The organism is Erwinia sp. SLM-02 (genome assembly GCF_037450285.1).
Classification (GTDB): Bacteria; Pseudomonadota; Gammaproteobacteria; order Enterobacterales; family Enterobacteriaceae; genus Erwinia.
Map to the genome: position 1 here is coordinate 730,955 of NZ_JAQISN010000001.1, position 20,955 is coordinate 751,909.

Below are 20,955 nucleotides of genomic sequence, written 5' to 3' on the forward strand. Positions count from 1 at the left end.
GACGCCATGATTAGCTATAATGCGCAGCAATTTTCTGATGACGATAAGTGACACTATGAATTCTCTGTTTGCCAGTACGGCGCGTGGGCTCGAAGAGCTGTTAAAAAGTGAACTGGAAGCCCTCGGCGCGCAAAGCTGCCAGGTCGTCCAGGGCGGCGTACATTATCAGGGTGACGATCGTCTGATGTACCAGAGTCTGATGTGGAGTCGTCTGGCCTCGCGTATCCTGCTGCCGCTCACCGAATGCGGCGTGTACAGCGATCTGGACCTCTATCTGGGCGTGCAGGCGATTGACTGGCCGGCCATGTTCGGCAGCGATAAAACCTTCGCCGTACACTTTAGCGGCCTGAACGAAGTGATCCGCAACAGCCAGTATGGTGCGCTGAAGGTGAAAGACGCCATCGTTGACAGCTTCACCCGCAAAGGGCTGACCCGTCCGGATGTCGATCGCGAGCTGCCGGATATCCGCGTTAACGTCTGGCTGAATAAAGATACCGCCAGCATTGCGCTGGATCTCAGCGGTGAAGGCCTGCACATGCGCGGCTATCGTCAGCAAACCGGCCAGGCGCCGCTGAAAGAGACGCTGGCTTCCGCTATCGTGCTGCGTTCCGGCTGGCAGTCGGGCACGCCGCTGGTCGATCCGATGTGTGGTTCCGGCACGCTGCTGCTGGAAGCCGCGATGATCGCCTGCGATCGCGCGCCGGGCCTGCACCGTAACCACTGGGGCTTTACCGGGTGGAGCAAGTTTGATGCGGCGCTGTGGAGTGATGTGAAGCAGGAAGCGCAGGCGCGGGCGAAGAAAGGCCTGCAGGAAAACACCTCACGCTTCTTCGGTTATGACAACGATCCGCGCGTGATTGAAAGCGCACGTGCCAACGCCCGCCGTGCCGGTCTGGCTGAGCGTATCAGTTTCACCGTGCAGGACGTGCTGAAGCTGCAAAACCCGCTGCCGGAAGGGCCAGCCGGTACGGTGCTGAGCAACCCGCCTTACGGCGAGCGTCTGGAAAGTGAACCCGCGCTGATCGCGCTGCACAGCCAGCTCGGTCGCCTGATGAAGGCCCAGTTTGGCGGCTGGCACCTGTCGCTGTTCAGCGCCTCACCGGAACTGCTGAGCTGCCTGCAGCTGCGCGCCGATCGCCAGTTTAAGGCGAAAAACGGCCCGCTGGACTGCGTGCAGAAAAACTACCAGCTGGCCGCAAATCCGTCGGGCGGTGCCGTTGCGCAGCTGGCGGATGACTATGCCAACCGCCTGCGTAAGAATCTGAAGAAGCTCGATAAATGGGCGCGCCAGGAAGGCATTGAATGCTATCGCGTCTATGATGCCGATCTGCCGGATTATAACGTGGCCGTTGACCGCTACGCTGACTGGGTGGTGGTGCAGGAATATGCGCCGCCTAAAACCGTTGAGCCAGCGAAAGCGCGTCAGCGTCTGTTTGATGTGATTGCAGCAACCCTTAACGTCATGGAGCTGCCGACCAACCGGCTGGTGCTGAAAACCCGTGAAAGGCAGAAAGGCAAAAGCCAGTATCAGAAGCTGAGCGAGAAGGGGGATTTTTTCCAGGTCAGCGAATTTAATGCCAAACTGTGGGTCAATCTGACTGACTACCTTGATACCGGTTTGTTCCTCGACCACCGCATTGCCCGTAAAATGCTGGGTCAGATGAGTAAAGGAAAAGACTTCCTCAACCTGTTTGCCTACACCGGCAGCGCCAGCGTTCACGCCGGTCTTGGCGGTGCCCGCAGCACCACCACGGTCGATATGTCGCGGACCTATCTGGAGTGGGCGGAGCGCAACCTGCGGCTCAACGGCTTAACCGGCCGCCAGCACCGACTGATGCAGGCAGACTGCCTGAACTGGATGCGTGAAGCCGATGAACAGTTCGATCTGATCTTTATCGATCCGCCAACGTTCTCCAACTCCAAACGGATGGAGGAGAGTTTTGACGTGCAGCGCGATCATCTGGATCTGATGAAGGATCTTAAACGTCTGCTGAGAGCGGGCGGCACCATTATGTTCTCTAACAATAAACGCGGCTTTAAGATGGACTTCGCCGGGCTGGAAGCACTGGGCCTTGAGGCTCAGGAAATTACCGCCAAAACGCAGTCTCAGGATTTTGCCCGTAACCGTCAAATTCACAACTGCTGGCTGCTGACGCACGCCGGTAAGGAATAAGTTTTTATGTCACTAATCAGTATTCATGGCGCTTATCTTTCATTCAGCGACGCGCCGTTGTTGGATAGCACTGAACTGCACATCGAAGAGAATGAGCGCGTTTGTCTTGTCGGGCGTAACGGGGCGGGTAAATCCACGCTGATGAAAATCATCAACCGTGAACAGCCGCTGGATGACGGTCGTATCATTTACGAACAGGACCTGATCGTTGCGCGTCTGCAGCAGGATCCGCCGCGCAACGTGGCGGGATCGGTGTATGACTTTGTTGCCGAAGGGGTGGAAGAGCAGGCGGAACACCTGAAAGCCTACCATGCGATTTCCCACACGGTGATGGAAGATCCCAGCGACAAAAACCTGAATGAGATGGCGCGTCTGCAGTCCATCCTCGATCACCAGAACCTGTGGCAGCTGGAAAGCCGCATCCATGACGTGCTGGAGAAAATTGGCCTCGACGGTGATGCTGAGCTTTCTTCTCTCTCCGGCGGCTGGCTGCGTAAAGCGGCGCTGGGCCGCGCGCTGGTCAGCAACCCGAAGGTGTTGATGCTCGATGAGCCGACCAACCACCTTGATATCGAAACTATCGACTGGCTGGAAACGTTCCTGAAAACTTTCCAGGGCAGCATTATCTTTATCTCGCACGACCGTTCGTTTATCCGCAATATGGCGACGCGCATTGTCGACCTCGACCGCGGCAAGCTGGTGTCCTGGCCGGGAGATTACGATCAGTATCTGCTGAGCAAAGAAGAAGCCCTGCGCGTTGAAGAGATGCAGAACGCAGAGTTTGACCGCAAGCTGGCGCAGGAAGAAGTGTGGATCCGCCAGGGTATCAAAGCGCGCCGTACGCGTAACGAAGGCCGCGTCCGCGCGCTGAAAGCCCTGCGTCGTGAACGTTCAGAACGCCGTGAAGTGATGGGTAAAGCCAACATGCAGGTGGAGGAGGCGTCGCGCTCAGGCAAGATCGTCTTTGAAATGGAAAACGTTAAGTACGGTATCGCTGGCAAACAGCTGGTTAATGATTTCTCCCGCCAGGTTCAGCGCGGCGATAAAATTGCGCTGATCGGTCCGAACGGCTGCGGTAAAACCACGCTGCTCAAGCTGATGCTGGATCAGCTCAAGCCGGACAGTGGACGCGTGCATATCGGTACGAAACTGGAAGTGGCCTACTTTGACCAGCACCGTGCGGAGCTGGATCCGGACCGCACCGTGATGGATAACCTGGCAGAAGGTAAGCAGGAAGTGATGGTCAACGGCAAGCCGCGCCACGTGCTGGGCTACCTGCAGGAGTTCCTGTTCCATCCGAAACGTGCCATGACGCCGGTGCGTGCGCTTTCCGGCGGGGAGCGTAACCGACTGCTGCTGGCTCGCCTATTCCTTAAGCCCAGCAACCTGTTGATCCTCGATGAACCGACCAACGACCTCGATGTGGAAACTCTCGAACTGCTGGAAGAACTGATCGATGGCTATCAGGGGACGGTACTGCTGGTCAGCCACGACCGTCAGTTCGTGGATAACACCGTAACCGAATGCTGGATCTTTGATGGCAACGGCGAGATCGGTGCCTTTGTGGGGGGCTACCATGATGCCCAGCTTCAGCGCACGGCCTGGAAACAAAACCGGGCGGCGGCGAAAAATACCGTTTCCCAGTCTCGTCAGGAAAACGTCAAAAGTGAAGCGGTGAAAAAGCCGGCTGCCAAGCTGAGCTACAATTTACAGCGCGAACTGGAGCAGCTGCCGCAAAAGATGGAGGCACTGGAAGCACAGCTTGCTGCATATCAGGCACAGGTTGCTGATGTAAACTTCTTCAACCAGCCGCATGATGTCACTCAGCCCGTGCTGGATGCACTGACGAAAGCCGAACAGGAGCTGGAAACGGCGTTTGAACGTTGGGAATACCTTGAGTCGTTAAGTCAAGGCGCGTAATTACACTGAGGAAAAGGTATGTGTTCGTCGCACCACGCACATCAATGGATTTTATGTCCGCAGTGTGACCTGATGACACAGTTGCCCGTGCTCATGCCGGGCAGCAAAGCAAGCTGCCCGCGTTGTCATACCACACTGCACTCCAGCTGGGTTGAGCCACTCCGGCGCCCCGCTGGCTACGCGCTGGCGGCGCTGTTTATGCTGCTGCTGGCCAATCTTTTTCCCTTCGTTAATATGCGGGTGGCAGGGTTAAGCAGCGAAATATCCCTGATGCAAATCCCGCAGGTGATGGTTTCCGAAGACTACAGCAGCCTCGCCACGCTGTTTATGCTGTTTGTTCAGGGCGTGCCTGCGTTTTGTATGACGGCAATATTGCTGCTGGTCAGTCCGTTAAAACTGCCGCTGCCGTTGAAACGGGGGATGACCCGTATCCTGATGCAGCTGCGAAGCTGGGGCATGGCGGAGATTTTCCTCGCCGGGGTTCTGGTGAGCTTCGTTAAGCTGATGGCCTATGGGGATATCGGTATCGGCAGCAGCTTTATCCCGTGGTGCCTGTTCTGCGTGCTGCAGCTGCGGGCATTCCAGTGCATTGAACGACGCGTGCTCTGGGAACGCGTGGCACCGCTGCCGCCGCTGCCTGCAACTCCGGTGGCCGGGATTAGCGGCCTGCGCCAGGGGATGCGTTCCTGCGCCTGCTGCACCGCCGTGCTGGCCAGCGATCGACTCGTGTGTCCGCGCTGCGGCAGTCATGGGCACGCCCGGCGTAAGCACAGCCTGCAGTGGACGCTGGCGCTACTGTTGACCTCTATATTGCTTTATATTCCCGCAAACCTGATGCCGATCATGATCACCGAAGCGCTGGGCAACAAGATGGGCTCGACGATTATGGCCGGGGTTATCCTGCTGTGGAGCGATGGTTCCTATCCGGTCGCGTTAGTGATATTCATTGCCAGTATCATGGTACCGTCACTCAAGATGCTGGCCATCGCCTGGCTTTGCTGGGACGTCAAAGGCGAGAGCCGTCATCACCATGACAGCGAACGGATGCATAAGATTTATGAAATGGTGGAGTTTGTCGGGCGCTGGTCAATGATCGATGTATTTGTTATTGCCGTACTGTCGGCACTGGTGCGAATGGGGCGGCTGATGAGCATTTATCCCGCCACGGGCGCGCTGTTATTTGCCATGGTCGTCATCCTGACGATGTTTGCCGCCATCACGTTCGATCCCCGACTGACCTGGGATCGGGTGAAAGATAAGAGTTCTGAGGAGTCGTTGAGTGACGGACAATAATCACAGCACCGCCAGAGTAGAACACATTAAGCGCTGGTCGCCGGTGTGGATCGTACCGATTGTCACCGTGCTGATCGGCGCATGGATCCTGTTTTATCACTTCAGCCATCAGGGGCCGGAAGTTACCCTGATCACCACCAATGCGGAAGGCATTGAGGGTGGAAAAACCACCATTAAAAGCCGCAGTGTCGATGTCGGCATCGTGGAGAGCGCCGTGTTAACGGACGATCTGCACCACGTTGAAATCAAAGCACGTCTGAATTCCGGCATGGAGAAACTCCTGCGTGAAGACAGCGCTTTCTGGGTGGTCAAACCGACCATTGGCCGCGGTGGCGTCAGCGGTCTGGGAACGTTGCTGTCCGGTGCTTATATTGAACTTCAGCCTGGCGCGAAAGGCGAAAAGGCGAAAGAGTATCAATTGCTGGATGCGCCACCGCTGGCTCCGCCTGATGCCAAAGGGATCCGCATCACTTTGGACAGCCGCAAAGCCGGTCAGCTAAATCCAGGCGATCCGGTCCTGTTCCGCGGTTATCGCGTCGGCTCTGTGGAAACCAGCTCGTTTGATACCGATAAACGTATGATCGGCTATCAGCTGTTTATTGCCGCGCCTTACGATCGGCTTATCACCACCAATGTGCGCTTCTGGAAAGACAGTGGGATTGCGGTAGATATGTCTGCGTCGGGGATGCGGGTTGAAATGGGATCGCTGGCCACGCTGTTAAGCGGTGGGGTGAGCTTTGACGTGCCGGAAGGCTGGGAGCTGGGCAAGCCCGCCGAGAATAAAGCGGAGTATCGGTTATTTGACGATCAGCGCAGCATTCAGGACTCCCTGTACAGCGAGCACAAAGACTTCCTGATGTTCTTTAACGATTCGGTTCGCGGCCTGAACGCCGGTGCGCCGGTTGAGTTCCGTGGTATTCGCCTAGGTACGGTGGCTGAAGTGCCGTTTACCGCCCCGGGTATCGCCCAGCGTCTGAATAACGATTACCGCATACCGGTGCTGATCCGCATTGAGCCTGAGCGTTTCCGTAAGCAGTTAGGCGAAGGGTTCAACTTTGAGCAGCATTTGAAAAGCGGTATCGCCGAGGGACTACGCGCCTCGCTTAAATCCGCCAATCTGTTGACCGGTTCGCTGTACATTGATTTAGACTTTTATAAAAATGCCAAACCGGTTACCGGTTCGTCTAAATTTGGAGATTACGAACTGATCCCAACGGTCAGCGGTGGGCTTGCTCAGATTCAGGAAAAGCTGGTGGAATCGCTGGATAAAATCAACAATCTGCCGCTTAACCCAATGCTGAATGAGGCAACCGGAACGCTGAAAGAGAGCCAGCGCACGCTGCGTGAACTGCAGAAAACGCTGGATAACCTGAATCAGATCACCTCCAGCCAGGCCATGCAGGAGCTCCCGGCTGACATGCAGACTACGCTACGTGAACTGAATCGCAGCATGAAAGGCTTCCAGCCGGGATCGCCTGCCTATAACAAGATGGTGGCGGATATGCAGCGGCTGGATCAGGTTATGCGTGAGCTGCAGCCGGTTCTGAAAACGCTTAATAACAAAAGTAATGCGCTGGTGTTTGAAGCGAAACCCGGCCAGGACCCACAGCCGAAGAGGGCGAAATAATGATGAAATGGATCCCCGTCGCCATGATCCTGGCGTTAACGGCCTGCAGCAGCACGCCGGAAACCCGTTACTACCAGCTGCCAGCAGCAGGCAATAACCCGGTGGTGAGCAGTCAGACTTTTTCGCGTCCGGTCTGGGTGGAATCGGTGTCGATACCGGATTATCTGGCGGGTAACGGGGTGGTTTATCAAAGCAATGACGTTCAGTACGTGATCGCGGCGAATAATCGCTGGGCCAGTCCGCTTGACCAGCAGCTGCAGCAAACGCTGGTCAGCAACCTGAGCAGCGAATTACCCGGCGCAATGATTTCTGCAACGCCGCTCGGGCAGCAGCATGACACACTCAACGTGACCGTAACCGGATTCCACGGCCGCTATGATGGTCAGGCCGTTGTCAGCGGTGTCTGGGTCCTGCAGCGTGAAGGCCGCCTGCAGAAAAGGGCATTTACTCTGACTCTGCCGCAAAGCGAGGACGGGTATGATTCGTTAGTCAGAACGCTGTCTAAGGGTTGGCAACAGATTTCGACCCAGATCGCAAATGCGATAAATCAGCAACGTTAGTTATTATTTTTACAAATGGCCTAAGCCTTTGATTATCGCAAAATGAGACTTTTGCATAATTGAAGGCTTTTTTTATGCTAATCATCGACCTGTGGCCTTTCTGGCTCAATTAAAAATGCAAAATTATGAAAATGCCAGGTCAAAAATATGACATTGGCGTGAAATTTGCGCATTGATCTTTTATTACTGCAGAGGTAGAACTGAATTGTGGCTGCACGTGCTGTAGCCACTGTTTTCTTTCCACCAGATTCCACCAGACAAAATGAGGGAAACGCGGCATGAAGAGACAGAAACGAGATCGCCTGGATCGGGCACATTCACGGGGCTATCAGGCGGGTATTACAGGACGCTCAAAAGAGATGTGTCCATACCAATTGCTGGATGCTCGATCTCACTGGTTGGGAGGTTGGCGACAAGCCATGGAGGACAGGACGGTTACCGCGTAACGCCTGTTCAACGTAAAGGAACAAACCTCCGCTGCTGCGGAGGTTTTCGGTTCTGGAGGTCATGGTTTTTGCAACGATGACCAGAACGATTAGAAAGCGGTCGTATCTTTAAACAGGCCAACTTTCAGGTCAGTCGCGGTGTAAATCACTTTTCCGTCGACCAGCACTTCACCATCTGCAACGCCCATCACCAGCTTACGATTAATGACGCGTTTGAAGTGAATACGGTACGAAACTTTCTTCGCGGTCGGCAGAACCTGACCGGTGAATTTCACTTCGCCAACGCCCAGCGCGCGGCCTTTACCTTCAGCGCCTAACCAGCCCAGGTAAAAACCGACCAGTTGCCACATTGCATCCAGACCCAGACAGCCCGGCATGACCGGGTCGCCGATGAAATGACAGCCGAAGAACCACAGGTCCGGATTAATATCCAGCTCGGCCTCTACGAAGCCTTTACCGTAGTTACCGCCGTCTTCGGTCATTTTGATTACGCGGTCCATCATCAACATATTGCCGGCTGGCAATGGCGGGCCTTCTGCACCGAAAAGTTCACCGCGACCAGAAGCAATCAGGTCTTCTTTTGTATAGGATTCGCGTTTATCTACCATATTCTTAATAAGCCTTATTTTAGTGAATCACGAATTTTAGCTAACACGTGTACGCTGAACAAGTCCGATCAGCGCTGGTTGAACCAGTTTAACCAGCGTAGCGGCCAGGGAAGCTGGCGCGCATCCTGTTGGTTAAACTGAGCAATGCGGTCCTGAATAGAACGCAGCAGGCAAGGATCGTTCTCCTTGTCCCATTCAACACCCGTTAACAACGGCAGGGCTTCATCCACGCTGGATACCGCCCATAAATGAAATTTACCTTCTCGTACCGCATCGACAACTTCTTGTTGTAACGAGAGGTGACGTACGTTGGCCGCCGGGAGAATGACCCCCTGATGGCCATTCAGCGTACGCTGATTACAGATATTGAAGAAGCCTTCAATTTTTTCGTTCAATCCGCCCACAGGCTGAACGCGACCAAACTGATCGACGGAACCGGTAACGGCGATTTGCTGATTGATCGGTTGTAATGCCAGAGCGCTGATGAGTACACACAGCTCGGCCAGCGAAGCGCTGTCGCCATCAACTTCTGAATAAGACTGTTCAAATACCATCGAAGCGGAGAAGGGCAGCTGTTGATCAAGCTCCAGCTCGGCAATGAGCCACGCCTGCATAATCATCATACCCTTGGCGTGGATATTACCGCCGAGTTCCGCTTTACGCTCCACATCGGTGAACTCGCCGTCGCCAACATGTACCACGCAGCTGATGCGCGAAGGCTCGCCAAACGGACGAGGATGACCCGGGAAATCAATTACCGAAAGCGCGTTGATTTGGCCGATCGTTTCGCCTTCGGTTTCGATCAGGATCTGATCGAGCAAAATGTCGTCGCGTACCCGTTCGGAGAGGAAGCTCTCACGCCATTCACGCGTCGTTAGCGCATCGCGTAAATTATCGCCGCTGACGGTTTCGTTCTCGCTGTAAAGTGCGGCATCCTGCAGCTGACGAGCCAGCCAGGTGGGGTCCAGCGGCAGCGTCTCCTGATCGCCGGTATAGCGCGCGGCTTCACGAATCAGCACCGGCCAGAAGTCAGCGGAGGGAGCGGGGTAGCCCAGACTCTGCGCTACACTGAGCACCCACTGGATCCAGTGCGTGAACTCTTCTTCATCGACCAGCTGGATGTTCTCCTCAAACTCACTGTAAAGTGAGAGCGCAACCAGCTCCGGCTCCATATCCTGAAAATCAGCCAGGGCATCACGATCGCCGGTCAGGACCAGACGAAGCTGCATCGGCATTGACGGGACGTCAAGCGGCAGAGGGCGCGTTTCATCCTGCGAATACCAGTCGAAGCGGCGGTTGACCATAATCTGTTTCAGGCGCAGCCAGAGTAAAGGCTGCGCCAGCAGCACGCGCAGGGAGAGGATCAGCACGCCGCCGTTTGCACGGTGAACAAGACCCGGAGTGAGCGTTAGCGTTGAGTTATGAAGACGAACACAGCCAAACAGCTGCTCAGCTTCAATCCAGTCGGCATGATGAATGCCACCGGTGCTGGCAAAATTGTCGAGCGGGCTTTCCGCCGGGCGCCAGACGATCTTTTGCGGTTCAACCAGATAGTGCCCACCGTACAGCAGGTTTGCATCGTCTTCCTCTTCTTCAGATTCCACAAGGGAAGAGAGCACGTTCTGCAGCAAAGCCTGGTATTCAGCGCTTTCGGCGCTTTTAACCAGCATAAGCGGTACTTTAGCCGGGGTTTGCAGAAGCAGGCTGAGGCCGTTGAACAGGCGAGACTGCACGTTAGCAAAACATTCTGTCTCAGTGGTGGCCGCCTGTGAGATGAGATGCTGGAAGCGTTCTGTATCGGGCTGTAGGGCGCGCCACTCTAATCGGTTGTTGGTCAAAGTTATCGTATTTTTCTGAAATGAATAAAAGCGGCATTATACAATAATTCAGCCTGTTAAGCACAGCAGACATGCGGTTCTGTACAACCAGAATTGAGATTCGCGCCCTGGTTCGGGTTTTCTTTGCAGCCAGATTAAAAAAAGCTGTTATTCTTAACTTGTTATAGGGTCAGCATGAGATTCCGATGAAATATCAACAACTGGAAAATCTTGAAAGCGGATGGAAATGGAAATACCTGGTCAAAAAACACCGCGAAGGTGAAGCGATCACGCGCTATATCGAGCTCAGCGCAGCGCAGGCGGTCGTGGATGAGTTGTTGGCGATGGAGAACAACCCCAATCTGGTCTTAGCCTGGATTAGCCAGCATATTAATCCAGCTCTTGAAAATCGGATGAAACAGACGATCCGCGCGCGTCGTAAACGCCATTTTAATGCTGAACATCAGCATACGCGAAAGAAGTCTATCGACCTGGAATATCTGGTGTGGCAGCGTCTTGCAGGACTGGCGCAGCGTCGTAACAGTACGCTTTCAGAAACGGTGGTGCAGCTTATTGAAGACGCCGAGCGTAAAGAACAATATGCCAGCCAGATGTCCTCACTCAAGCAGGATCTCAAGGCGATTCTCGGTAAACCCGAATAGCAGGGTGGGACGCGTCTTTCACTGAAGGTGCCGTAATAAAAGCAAATAAAAAACCCCGCCTTGGCGGGGTTTTTTCATCAAAGTGTCACTTAAGCCTGAGGCTGAGTCACAACGTCTTTGATGCCTTTAACTTCGATTTCTACGCGACGGTCTGGCGCCAGGCAGTCGATCAGAGCCTGACGGCCTTTCACGCTGTCACAGGTGTTGCCAGTAACTGGGTTAGATTTACCCTGGCCACGTGCAGAGATCTTGTTAGCTGGGATACCTTTAGATACCAGGTAATCCACGACTGACTGAGCACGTTTCTCAGACAGTTTCTGGTTGTACTCTTCAGAACCGATGCGGTCGGTGAAGCCCAGTACTACAACAGAGCCATCTTTCGGATCCAGATTGCTCAGCTGAGTGTACAGCTGATCCAGAGCCTGCTGACCTTCTGGTTTCAGAGTGGCTTTGTTGAAGTTGAACAGCACGTCAGATTTCAGAGTGAAACGCTTGGTTTCAACAACTGGAGCCGGAGCTGGTGCTGGAGCTGGTGCTGGTGCAGCAGCTTCTTCCTGACCGAAACGGTAAGAAACACCTACGCTGAACATGGAGTTATCAGGACGCGTACCAACGGTACCTGCATCACCGATGTTGTTCACCCACTGGTAGTCCAGACGGGTTGCCCAGTTCTGAGTCAGTGCATATTCAACACCCACTGCTGCCAGTGGAGAAACACCGGTGTCGTGGTCGCTGATGCGATCGCCGCCAACTACCTGCTGAGTGGAGTCAGCACGCCACACCATACCACCCAGGCGGGTGTAAACGTCCAGGTTGTCCAGAACCGGGTAGCTTAACTTAGCTGCCAGCTGAACGCCCTGCGCTTTGAATGCGCCATTAACCTGGTCGCCTTTGTTAGGCATACGGCCCAGCCAGTCGTAACCCAGTTCGAAGCCCAGGTATGGATTCGCCTGATAACCAAGGAATGCACCAGCACCAAGCTGATTTTCATGGGTTGGGCCGTCGTTATCCTGGTAACCGTTACCGTAGTAACCTTTATCGTGGTACTGAGACCAGCCCAGTTTAGCACCGGTGTACCAGGTGTCATCTTTAGGAGCGGCCTGCGCTACGGTAGCGAAGCCAGCCAGTGCCACTGCAATTGCGATAGCTGTCTTTTTCATTTTTGCGCCTCGTTATCATCCAAATAGGCAATGAGCTTAAATTTAGCTCTTTGGTTAAATCCTTTGCCGGGTTATCACGCTCATTTGTGACTCTTCCAAAAAAAAGGAGGTTATTGAGCACCCTGGCGAGATAAAGTCTACAACGTACTAGCAAATTAACAAGTGTGATATGACGATGGCCGATAAAAAAATGGGGATTTTTACATATTTTTTAACATTCGGAAGGGAATTATGTGTACAAGAAATGGTCTGAGACGCAGCTAAGCTATTGTACAGCCGCGTCATAACATAATCTGGGGCTTAGGGCGTGTACCACGAGAAAAAATCCTGAGAATTATCTCATTTTTACTTAATGATACAAACTTGAATGAATTTTTAACCCGCTAAGTGGTCTGCCCGATTGCAAATTTACCCGATCCGGACGCATGATCAGGCCCAGTGCCTGGCCGCAGTTGGCGGCTGCCAGCAGACGCGCACGATCGCTTTCCGATACCTCCTCATCAAACCACCCGAGCACCACGCTGTAATTACCTGTTTGTAATGCTTTAATCATGGCTTCAACGGTAGTGATTGGCCCTGAATGCGAGGCCTGCATGACTCTATCAAGAGGGAGGCCCGAACGCTGCAGCCAGTCACGGCTCAATTTTTGTTGCGGTGTTAACCACAGCTGCCAGCGGGACTGCTTACCCAACTGCTGAAGCAGAGGAAGCAGCAACAGCTGGGTCATGCCGGGCTGGTTTTCGCTGTAAACTAATTCACTAATCAAACCAGCGGCACAAGCTGGAGCAGATGTCACACGTGATGCAACGTGGAATGCACTATCGCTATTAACAGATTGAGATTTCGGGAAATAGGTACGCATGATGTCTTCGCTCGCAATGTCACTGTATGAATATACAGTATATGGCTGACGAACAAAGATCAACCTTATTTTTTTGACGACGCCTCGCAAATTCACAAGATAACCTGATGCAAGCGGATTTATTCATTGAACCTGTAATGCAGATTGCCTATGTTTCAATATGTTGATTTCTTGGGATTTGTGCGAATTTTCTTAAGCTGAGCAGGGAGTTGCTATGAGTAGTTCAAAACAGAGAATTGAACAGGCTAAACAGCGGTTGGCGTCGTTGGGGCAGGTTGAGTCGCGCACGCAGTTCGGCGGTTACAGTCTTTCCGTAGCAAAAACCGTTTTTGCGGTCGTTGCCGATGGCGAACTGTATCTACGTGCCTGTGAGCAGGTACAGCCCTACATCATTGAAAGGAAAATGCAGCCGCTCCATTTAGTGAAGCGCGGTTTATCCGTTGAGCTGAACTATTACCGGGTTGATGGCGCGCTGTGGACCGATCCCGATCAGCTGCTGGCTCTCTCTTCTTTATGTCTGAATGGCGCGCGGCAGGAGCTGTGGATGCGGCTAATGAACCGGCGCATCAAAGATTTACCCAATATGGGCATTCGCATGGAGGCAATGCTGCGCGATGTGGGCATCTGTTCAATCGCGGTGCTGATAGAGCAGGGGGCAAAACGTAGCTGGCTGAAGCTGCGCGCCAACAATAAGCACCTCGGGCTTTCGGTGCTGCTTGCGCTGGAAGGTGCGATAGTCGGCAGCCACTATCAGGCGCTGCCGACGGATGTTAAGGAAGAATTACGCGACTGGTTCAGACGGAATTCGCCGTGGGATCGTTGAGTCAGGCCGGTAATCTAGTTGACTGAGCGCTGAAATATCTGCTGTTTCAGCCGGGCAATTTCCGGAAGCAATGCCACCAGCAGGCCGACCTGCTGTAATACCAGCGGTTCTTTGGTGGCATTATCGGCTTCAGTTTGCTGTATCCGCTGCGCGAGGCTGGCCATCATACGCTGCGCTTTGGCCTCATCAACAACGTCAATATGCAAAATATCATCAACATAGCAGACAGCATCATCCATTAACTGCAGCAGGCCGTCATTTTCCAGCTTCTCACGATGCGCTCCCAGCGCGGAAATATAGCTGAGGAATGAATGATTGAGGCACAGCAGCCTGAAAGCCGCTTCACGCAGCGCGCCGTCCGCCTTATTTTCTACCGAAATATTCGAAACTACGGCAGCCAGCTCCGCGTCACCGTTGTGGGCGTCACGGCGCGCAATGCGGTAATCCAGACGGTTGTCCTTACCCTGGTGGTACTGCACCAGAACCGCATCCAGATAGCGGCAGTTTGCATTGAGCGTGCGCTCGGCCACCGAAGGCAGCCTCAGGAAACGCCAGTCCGGCCAGATAAAGGCCACCGCCAGCCAGGCGATGGCGCAGCCAAGCAGCGTATCGACAATACGCGGCAGCGCCACTTCAAAGCCTTCGCCCAGCAGATTGAAGCACAGCAATACCAGCAGCGTAATAAACATGGTGGCATGCGCGTACTGGATTGTGCGGAAGAAGAAGAACAGCACGCCGGTGACGACAATCAGCATCAGCTGCCCTTCAATGGAGGGCACCAGCCACAGGAGGGGCAGGCCTAGCGCAATTCCCGCCAGCGTGCCGACAATACGCAACGCCAGGCGCCGACGGGTGGCACTGTAGTTAGGCTGGCAGACAAACAGGCTGGTCAACAGTATCCAGTAACCGTGCTGCAATCCGGTAAACTGAATGAATGCGTAACCGGCGCACAGCAGGAGTGAGAGCCGGACAGCATGGCGAAACAGCGGCGACTCAGCGCTCATATGGCGGCTCAGCCTGAGGCGGATATCGCTCCAGCCGGTCAACCCCTCACGGGAAAGCGACTGATCGTGGTAATAGCCGCCTTCTGCCAGTGCCTGTTCAGACTCGATGGTCGCCAGCTGGGCGTCGATGGCCTTCAAATTGTTCAGCAGGAAGTGCATGGCCTGCACCTCATGGCTCTGCGGCTGCTGCGCCGACAGCCTCTGCAACGCGGCATTAAGATTGGCGAATGCGCGTTCGAAGCGCGCATCATGCTGATAGGTTTCCCGCAGTAAGATAGCGCGTGAAAGCTGCCGGCAGGCCAGAGCCTGCAGCGTTAACAGGCGCTGAAAGCGAAAAAGAATGTCGCTGGATCCCCAGGCTTTACGCAGCGAATGATACTGCACGTGCGATGAACTGGCCCGCTCATGGATATCCTGAGCCACAAAATAGTAATGGAGCGTGCGTCTTGTTCCTCGCTGGCCGCGATCGCCGCGCAGCCGCGACTGTATGGACGCTTTGGCCTGATTAAGTAACGTGACCAGCTGGCTGTTGGCCATGGCGACGTCCACCATGGCCTGCCGGTCATCCTCTTCAAGGTCAGGATCGAACAGGCTGGCTTTCGCTTCCAGGTACTGCGCCAGCTGCGCATAGCAGCGGGAAAGGTTTTCCTGAAGCGGGCGGATAGGGAACAGCAGATGCCCGGAAAGGGTCAGCAGGTTATACCAGATGGCCCCGGTCAGCAGCAGGACAGGCTGCAGGTACCACTGAGGGAACAGACCAATTCCCAGCATGGTGTAAATGGCGATAAGCAGCGCGCCAAAGGCGATAGTTGCATAGCGCGGCCCCAGTGCGCCGAGCAGAATGAACCCCCAGCTGGAGATCGCCAGTCCGATAACAAACAGCCACGGATGTGGAAACAGCAGCTCGACCGAAACGGAAGCAATACAGAAGCAGACCAGGGTAATCAGCAGGTTACGCAGACGACCGCTGAGGCGATCGTCCAGATCGGTGAGCGCGGCGGCAACAACCCCGAGCGTCAGCGGTATTGTCCAGGTGATCTGATCCAGCCACCAGGGGACGGCGGTAGTGCCAATCAACGCCAGCGTAATGCGGATGTTATACAGCCAGCTGCTGTTAAAAGCATAACGGCGAATATTATCGATCAGTGACGTGTGCATGCGGCGACTCACGGGAAGCGGCGGCGCGCATTGGCTTCACGGGCTGCTCGCGCGACCTCAACGGGTACCACGCGGCGTCCTACCGGCCAGAGTGCAATCACGGCTATTTTCAGGTTCGCCACGCCGACCGGAATGCCGATAATCGTCAGGCACTGGGCAATTCCGGCCGTGATGTGCATCAGGCACAGCCACCAGCCGAAAAAAATCACCCACAGAACATTGAGCAGCGTACCGCCTGAATTCATCAGCCTGTTTTTGCCAGCAGGATCCAGCTCGTCGACATGTACGGCTTCATTGCCGAAGGGCAGCAAAGACAGTTTGGTGATTTCCCAGCATGAGCGGGTCAGCGGCAGGGTAAAAATCAGCACGATGCTGACAACGGTAGCCAGCAGCCAGGACAGGGTGGTCAGAAAGCCGCCCAGAATGAAATTGAGGATGTTGAGTACGGCGCGCATCGGTGGTGTCCCCTTTTGCGTCAGGAAAAGTCTGAGTGACAATTCATTGATTGTAACGCGTTTTAACGCTGGAGCGGTAAACTGTCGCCAGCTAAACTAAGAGATGATGAAAATAACCGCAGCAGGGTCGCAGGAATGGAACTGAAAGCAACATCGCTGGGTAAACATCTGGCGCAACATCCTTACAACCGGGTGCGGCTGTTGAATGCTGGCGTTGAAGTCAGCGGTGAAAAACACGAATATCTCATCCCCTTTAATCAGCTGCTATCCATTGCCTGTAAGCGCGGCCTGGTTTGGGGCGAGCTGGAGTTTTCATTACCTGACGATAAAGTCGTCCGCCTGCACGGCACGGAATGGAACGAAACCCAGCGTTTTTATCACTACCTCAGCCTCGCATGGCAGCAGTGGAGCCAGGAGATGAGCGAGGTAGCGGCCGGCGTGTTAAATCAGCAGGCCGAAGCTATTCGAATTGCCGAACAGCAGGACCGCTGGCTGAAACGCAGCGATATCACCTGCTGGCAGCAGGCGATCCGTAAATCCTTTGACGCGCTTCCGCTTCCGGTCTCCCGGCTTGACGAATTTGATAACTGCCGTGAAGCCTGGCGCTACTGCCAGCAGTGGCTGAACGACAGCGACACCCAGCGCGTGCAACGCAATGCGCACTGGACGGATCGCATGCTGGAACAGCATGCCGCCTACTTCGGGCAGGTAGAAAGCTCGCCGCTGAACTCCTCGCAGGCGCGTGCGGTCGTCAACGGCGAAGATTCGGTGCTGGTGCTGGCCGGTGCGGGTAGCGGTAAAACCTCGGTGCTGGTTGCCCGTGCGGGCTGGCTGATGCTGCGCAACCAGGCGACGGCAGAGCAGGTGCTGTTACTCGCCTTTGGCCGTAAAGCGGCGGAAGAGATGAATGAACGCCTGCGTTCGCGTCTGCAGAATGAAAACTTTACGGCGCGCACCTTCCATTCTCTGGCGCTGCACATCATTCGCCAGGGCAGCAATAAATCACCGGTCATTAGCAAACTGGAAAGCGATACGGCGGCGCGCCATGATTTGCTGATTGACGTCTGGCGACAGCAGTGCAGCGAGAAAAAAGCGCACGCCAACGGCTGGCGTCAGTGGCTGAGTGACGAGCTGGAGTGGGAATTAGAGGAGGGCAACTTCTGGCAGGATAACCGCCTGGCGAAGCGACTGGCGTCGCGCCTTGAACGCTGGCTGGGGCTGATGCGTATGCACGGCGGCGCACAGGCGGCCATGATTGAGGGCGCACCGGAGGAGATCCGCGATCTGTTCAGTAAACGTGTCAAGCTGATGGCCCCGCTGCTGAAAGCCTGGAAAACTGCGCTGAAGGAAGAAGGTGCCGTCGATTTCTCCGGCCTGATCCATCAGGCGATAAACATTCTGGATAAAGGCCGCTTTATCAGCCCGTGGAAGCATATCCTGGTGGATGAATTTCAGGATATCTCGCCGCAGCGGGCAGAACTGCTCGCCGCGCTGCGGCGGCAAAATCGGCAGACTGCACTTTTCGCCGTCGGCGATGACTGGCAGGCTATCTACCGGTTCAGCGGTGCCGAAATGACCCTGACCACGGCTTTCCATCACTACTTTGGTGAGGGGGACCGTTGCATTCTGGATACCACCTACCGCTTCAATCAGCGTATTGGTGAAATCGCTAACGCCTTTGTGCAGCGTAATCCCCACCAGTTGAAGAAGACGCTGAACAGCCTGACGAAAGGTACCAAAAAATCGGTGCAGCTGTTGCCGGAAGAGCAGCTGGAAGCGCTGCTGAATAAAATGAGCGGCTACGTTCAGCCGAACGAGCGGATTATGGTGCTGGCCCGCTATCACCATCTTCGCCCGGAGGTCCTGGAGAAAGCGGCAACCCGTTGGCCAAAACTCAATCTGGAATTTATGACCATCCACGCCAGTAAAGGCCAGCAGGCGGAGTACGTTATCGTGCTGGGGCTTTCTCAGGGGGATGAAGGCTTCCCGGCCCCGGCGAGGGAGTCGGTAATGGAAGCGGCGCTGCTGCCGAAAGTCGAAGCGTTTCCCGATGCGGAAGAACGGCGGCTGGCGTATGTTGCCATCACCCGCGCGATTCATCAGGTCTGGCTGCTGTACGATCGCGACGAGCCTTCTGAGTTTGTTGCAGAACTGGGCCGTCAGGGCGTTCCGCAGGTGCGAAAACCCTGACGGCAGTGACGATTATTTCAGGCGCTGCTGCAGGTAGCGTTCGTAATCCGGGATCTGGATTTCAACCTGCTGATCGAATAACGGCGAGTGAATAATAAAATCAGCGGTGGCGCGGTTGGTCGCCACCGGAATATTCCATACGGTAGCCAGGCGCAGCAGGGCTTTCACATCCGGGTCGTGCGGCACGGCGTTCAGCGGATCCCAGAAGAAAATCAGTAGATCGATTTTCCCTTCTGAAATCAACGCACCCACCTGCTGATCGCCGCCCATCGGACCGCTGAGCATGGCGGTAACCGGCAGGCCGGTTGCACGCTGCACGAGATTACCGGTTGTGCCGGTGGCGTAAAGCGTATGGGGCTGCAGTTTTTCTCTGTGGAGGTTAACCCATTCCATCAGGGCGTTTTTACAGTGGTCGTGTGCGACCAGCGCAATGTGTTTTTGCGGCAGTATCTTACGAGTGGTCTGATCCATTCAGATATCCTGGCTATGTAGGGTAACGGCAGAAACGTCAAATAAACAGAAAGTTGAGTGTAACGTTGCGGTTAAACGGATATCAACTGGTATGTAAGGCTTTCATCAGCGTAATAAAACGCTGGCGGGTGGCAGCATCCACCTGCTGATACCACAGATGCAGCATTCTTTCCGCAGGGGAGCGGCGATCGAGAGCCAGATCCTGCGCCTGCGAGCCGTTGAGGGCAGCGTGTTTACCCGGCTGGGCGAAACGCGGGACCGAGGCGCTTTCTCCGTTGAGATTGTAATGAATCATCGCCTGTTCAAAATCGCTGCCGGGCAGCACCGTCAGAAAATCGCGCTGGTTTTGAATCTCCGTACCGTTTTCATCCACTAAGGTAAACTGCGGTTTTTTGTCGAAAATTCTGGTATCGCGCACTGAGGCTAACGGTGGCAGCTGAATCAGCACCGAACGGCTGCGGGCAGTGAAGGTGACAATCTGCGGGGCAGAAACCCAGGTCACCGGGCTGTGGGCGGGGAGATGGAACGATTTCTCAACACGAAACAGCAGCTGATGCTCTCCGCGTTCGAGTTCCAGGCCGTCAGCGCCTTTTAACAGTGAACCTGAAATTTTATTTCCGTCCAGAACCAGAAGGTCAATATCGGCAGAAAGCTTTAGCGTGGTTGCCTGTGCAGCAGAGACAATTAGCAAAATGACCAGTCCGGTTATGACCTTATACAGCTTCATTCTTACTCCAGACGAGCAAACAGTGAGAAAACGTCGAATGTATCAAAGTCTTTCAGTATGGCATCATATTAACATTTAAACACACTTAATCGTGCTATTGATCGTGAATTGCTGAACAGTCAATACTCAGCCAGTTGGATCGGTCATAATCAGAAAATACAGGCTGTTAACCCGAACCGGAGAATAAAATGGATGATAAAAAGATTATCAATGTTCTGACCAGCAGCAAAACCATCGCCCTGGTGGGGGCCACTGATAACGCGCAGCGGCCGGCCCATCACGTCATGGAGTATCTTCTTTCGCAGGGTTATGACGTTATACCGGTCAATCCTAAACTGGCCGGGCAGCAGCTGCTTGGGCAGACGGTTTATGCTGAACTGAAGGATATTCCTGGGCCCGTCGATATGGTGGATGTCTTCCGCAATGCGGAAGCCGCGTGGGGGATCGCCCAGGAAGCCATCGCCATTGGCGCGAAAACGCTCTGGCTGCAGATTGGCGTAATCAATGAACAGGCTGCGGTGCTGGCGGCGGACGCCGGGTTAACCGTGGTGATGGATCGCTGCCCGAAAATAGAAATTCCCCGACTGGGCCTTGAGAAACGCGCATAAAAAACCCTGCTTATGCAGGGCTTTGAATTAGTTTCTCAGGCTTGGAGACTGCAGCTGCTGGCGAATGGACAGCGCCAGCTCGTCTAACGACTGCTGGTCGGGGTGTTCCCCCGGCTGTTCCCAGGAAATCTGCGCTTCCGCCAGATAGGTATGCACCGTCTGGCCATCATCATCTTCCATGACCACATGATACCAGGGCGCGGCCCGCAGCGATTCGCTGCCGCTGATATCTTCGCTGACCGTCTCTTTCAGTGAATACTGGGGATCCACATCGACTATCACGCCCAAAAAACCCAGCAGCTGATGACGTACCTGCTGACCTATACCGAATTTGCTGGCAATCATGGGTGACCTCCTGAAACGTTGCCCTTACCACACTGTATGGAGGCAA

19 protein-coding genes are annotated in these 20,955 nt (G+C 54.6%); 10 read left to right on the forward strand and 9 right to left on the reverse strand.

Going from position 1 to position 20,955, the window contains the following annotated elements; genetic code table 11:
• Positions 1–55 precede the first annotated feature (55 nt).
• From rlmKL to rmf, 6 genes are all read left to right on the forward strand, one after another.
• On the forward strand, positions 56–2,173 hold the full coding sequence (gene rlmKL / locus PGH32_RS03410; protein ID WP_314420028.1) for a bifunctional 23S rRNA (guanine(2069)-N(7))-methyltransferase RlmK/23S rRNA (guanine(2445)-N(2))-methyltransferase RlmL: 2,118 nt from the start codon (positions 56–58) through the stop codon (positions 2,171–2,173).
• Positions 2,174–2,179: 6 nt separating this feature from the next.
• Complete coding sequence (locus PGH32_RS03415) at positions 2,180–4,093, forward strand: ABC transporter ATP-binding protein (protein WP_337893180.1); 1,914 nt, start codon at positions 2,180–2,182, stop codon at positions 4,091–4,093.
• An 18-nt stretch (positions 4,094–4,111) separates the two neighbouring features.
• Positions 4,112–5,386 (forward strand): membrane integrity-associated transporter subunit PqiA, encoded by a 1,275-nt coding sequence (gene pqiA, locus PGH32_RS03420; RefSeq protein ID WP_314419798.1) that lies wholly within the window; start codon positions 4,112–4,114, stop codon positions 5,384–5,386.
• On the forward strand, positions 5,373–7,013 hold the full coding sequence (gene pqiB, locus PGH32_RS03425; RefSeq protein ID WP_314419796.1) for an intermembrane transport protein PqiB: 1,641 nt from the start codon (positions 5,373–5,375) through the stop codon (positions 7,011–7,013). Before pqiA ends, pqiB begins: the two co-directional genes overlap by 14 nt.
• Positions 7,013–7,573: a membrane integrity-associated transporter subunit PqiC gene (gene pqiC / locus PGH32_RS03430; RefSeq protein WP_337893181.1), complete on the forward strand. Its 561-nt coding sequence runs from the start codon at positions 7,013–7,015 to the stop codon at positions 7,571–7,573. The genes pqiB and pqiC overlap by 1 nt, the downstream gene beginning before the upstream one ends.
• Positions 7,574–7,851: 278 nt before the next feature.
• Entirely contained in the window at positions 7,852–8,019 is a 168-nt protein-coding gene (gene rmf, locus PGH32_RS03435) for a ribosome modulation factor (RefSeq protein WP_123332543.1), read from the forward strand.
• Between the two features lie 89 nt (positions 8,020–8,108).
• Here rmf and fabA read toward each other — a convergent pair whose 3' ends face one another.
• Positions 8,109–8,627, reverse strand: coding sequence for a bifunctional 3-hydroxydecanoyl-ACP dehydratase/trans-2-decenoyl-ACP isomerase (gene fabA / locus PGH32_RS03440; protein WP_314419787.1), 519 nt, complete (start codon positions 8,625–8,627; stop codon positions 8,109–8,111).
• Between the two features lie 68 nt (positions 8,628–8,695).
• A complete protein-coding gene (locus tag PGH32_RS03445; RefSeq protein WP_337893182.1) occupies positions 8,696–10,465 on the reverse strand; it encodes a Lon protease family protein in 1,770 nt (589 codons plus the stop codon).
• A gap of 185 nt (positions 10,466–10,650) precedes the next feature.
• Between PGH32_RS03445 and matP the strand changes: the two genes are divergently transcribed.
• Positions 10,651–11,106, forward strand: a complete 456-nt coding sequence (matP, locus tag PGH32_RS03450) for a macrodomain Ter protein MatP (RefSeq protein ID WP_314419781.1) — start codon at positions 10,651–10,653, stop codon at positions 11,104–11,106.
• Positions 11,107–11,195: 89 nt separating this feature from the next.
• Here the strand turns inward: matP and ompA are convergent, their stop codons facing one another.
• Positions 11,196–12,266, reverse strand: coding sequence for a porin OmpA (gene ompA, locus PGH32_RS03455; RefSeq protein ID WP_314419779.1), 1,071 nt, complete (start codon positions 12,264–12,266; stop codon positions 11,196–11,198).
• Between the two features lie 349 nt (positions 12,267–12,615).
• On the reverse strand, positions 12,616–13,128 hold the full coding sequence (gene sulA / locus PGH32_RS03460) for an SOS-induced cell division inhibitor SulA (protein WP_314419777.1): 513 nt from the start codon (positions 13,126–13,128) through the stop codon (positions 12,616–12,618).
• Between the two features lie 214 nt (positions 13,129–13,342).
• On the opposite strand from sulA, the gene PGH32_RS03465 reads away from it, so the two are divergent.
• Positions 13,343–13,951: a TfoX/Sxy family DNA transformation protein gene (locus PGH32_RS03465; RefSeq protein WP_314419775.1), complete on the forward strand. Its 609-nt coding sequence runs from the start codon at positions 13,343–13,345 to the stop codon at positions 13,949–13,951.
• 14 nt (positions 13,952–13,965) lie between these two features.
• Here the strand turns inward: PGH32_RS03465 and yccS are convergent, their stop codons facing one another.
• Positions 13,966–16,113 carry a YccS family putative transporter gene (gene yccS, locus PGH32_RS03470; RefSeq protein WP_337893183.1) on the reverse strand — a complete coding sequence of 716 codons (2,148 nt, stop codon included), beginning with the start codon at positions 16,111–16,113 and terminating at the stop codon, positions 13,966–13,968.
• Positions 16,114–16,121: 8 nt separating this feature from the next.
• Complete coding sequence (locus tag PGH32_RS03475) at positions 16,122–16,568, reverse strand: YccF domain-containing protein (protein ID WP_314419772.1); 447 nt, start codon at positions 16,566–16,568, stop codon at positions 16,122–16,124.
• A 135-nt stretch (positions 16,569–16,703) separates the two neighbouring features.
• Between PGH32_RS03475 and helD the strand changes: the two genes are divergently transcribed.
• Entirely contained in the window at positions 16,704–18,758 is a 2,055-nt protein-coding gene (helD, locus tag PGH32_RS03480; protein ID WP_337893184.1) for a DNA helicase IV, read from the forward strand.
• Between the two features lie 12 nt (positions 18,759–18,770).
• Here the strand turns inward: helD and PGH32_RS03485 are convergent, their stop codons facing one another.
• Positions 18,771–19,229 (reverse strand): methylglyoxal synthase, encoded by a 459-nt coding sequence (locus PGH32_RS03485; RefSeq protein WP_314419767.1) that lies wholly within the window; start codon positions 19,227–19,229, stop codon positions 18,771–18,773.
• An 82-nt stretch (positions 19,230–19,311) separates the two neighbouring features.
• Positions 19,312–19,956, reverse strand: coding sequence for a YccT family protein (locus tag PGH32_RS03490; protein ID WP_337893185.1), 645 nt, complete (start codon positions 19,954–19,956; stop codon positions 19,312–19,314).
• A 188-nt stretch (positions 19,957–20,144) separates the two neighbouring features.
• On the opposite strand from PGH32_RS03490, the gene PGH32_RS03495 reads away from it, so the two are divergent.
• Positions 20,145–20,564 (forward strand): CoA-binding protein, encoded by a 420-nt coding sequence (locus PGH32_RS03495; protein ID WP_314419764.1) that lies wholly within the window; start codon positions 20,145–20,147, stop codon positions 20,562–20,564.
• Between the two features lie 27 nt (positions 20,565–20,591).
• On the opposite strand, the gene hspQ is transcribed toward PGH32_RS03495, so the two are convergent.
• Positions 20,592–20,909, reverse strand: a complete 318-nt coding sequence (gene hspQ / locus PGH32_RS03500; RefSeq protein ID WP_314419762.1) for a heat shock protein HspQ — start codon at positions 20,907–20,909, stop codon at positions 20,592–20,594.
• Positions 20,910–20,955: the final 46 nt, after the last annotated feature.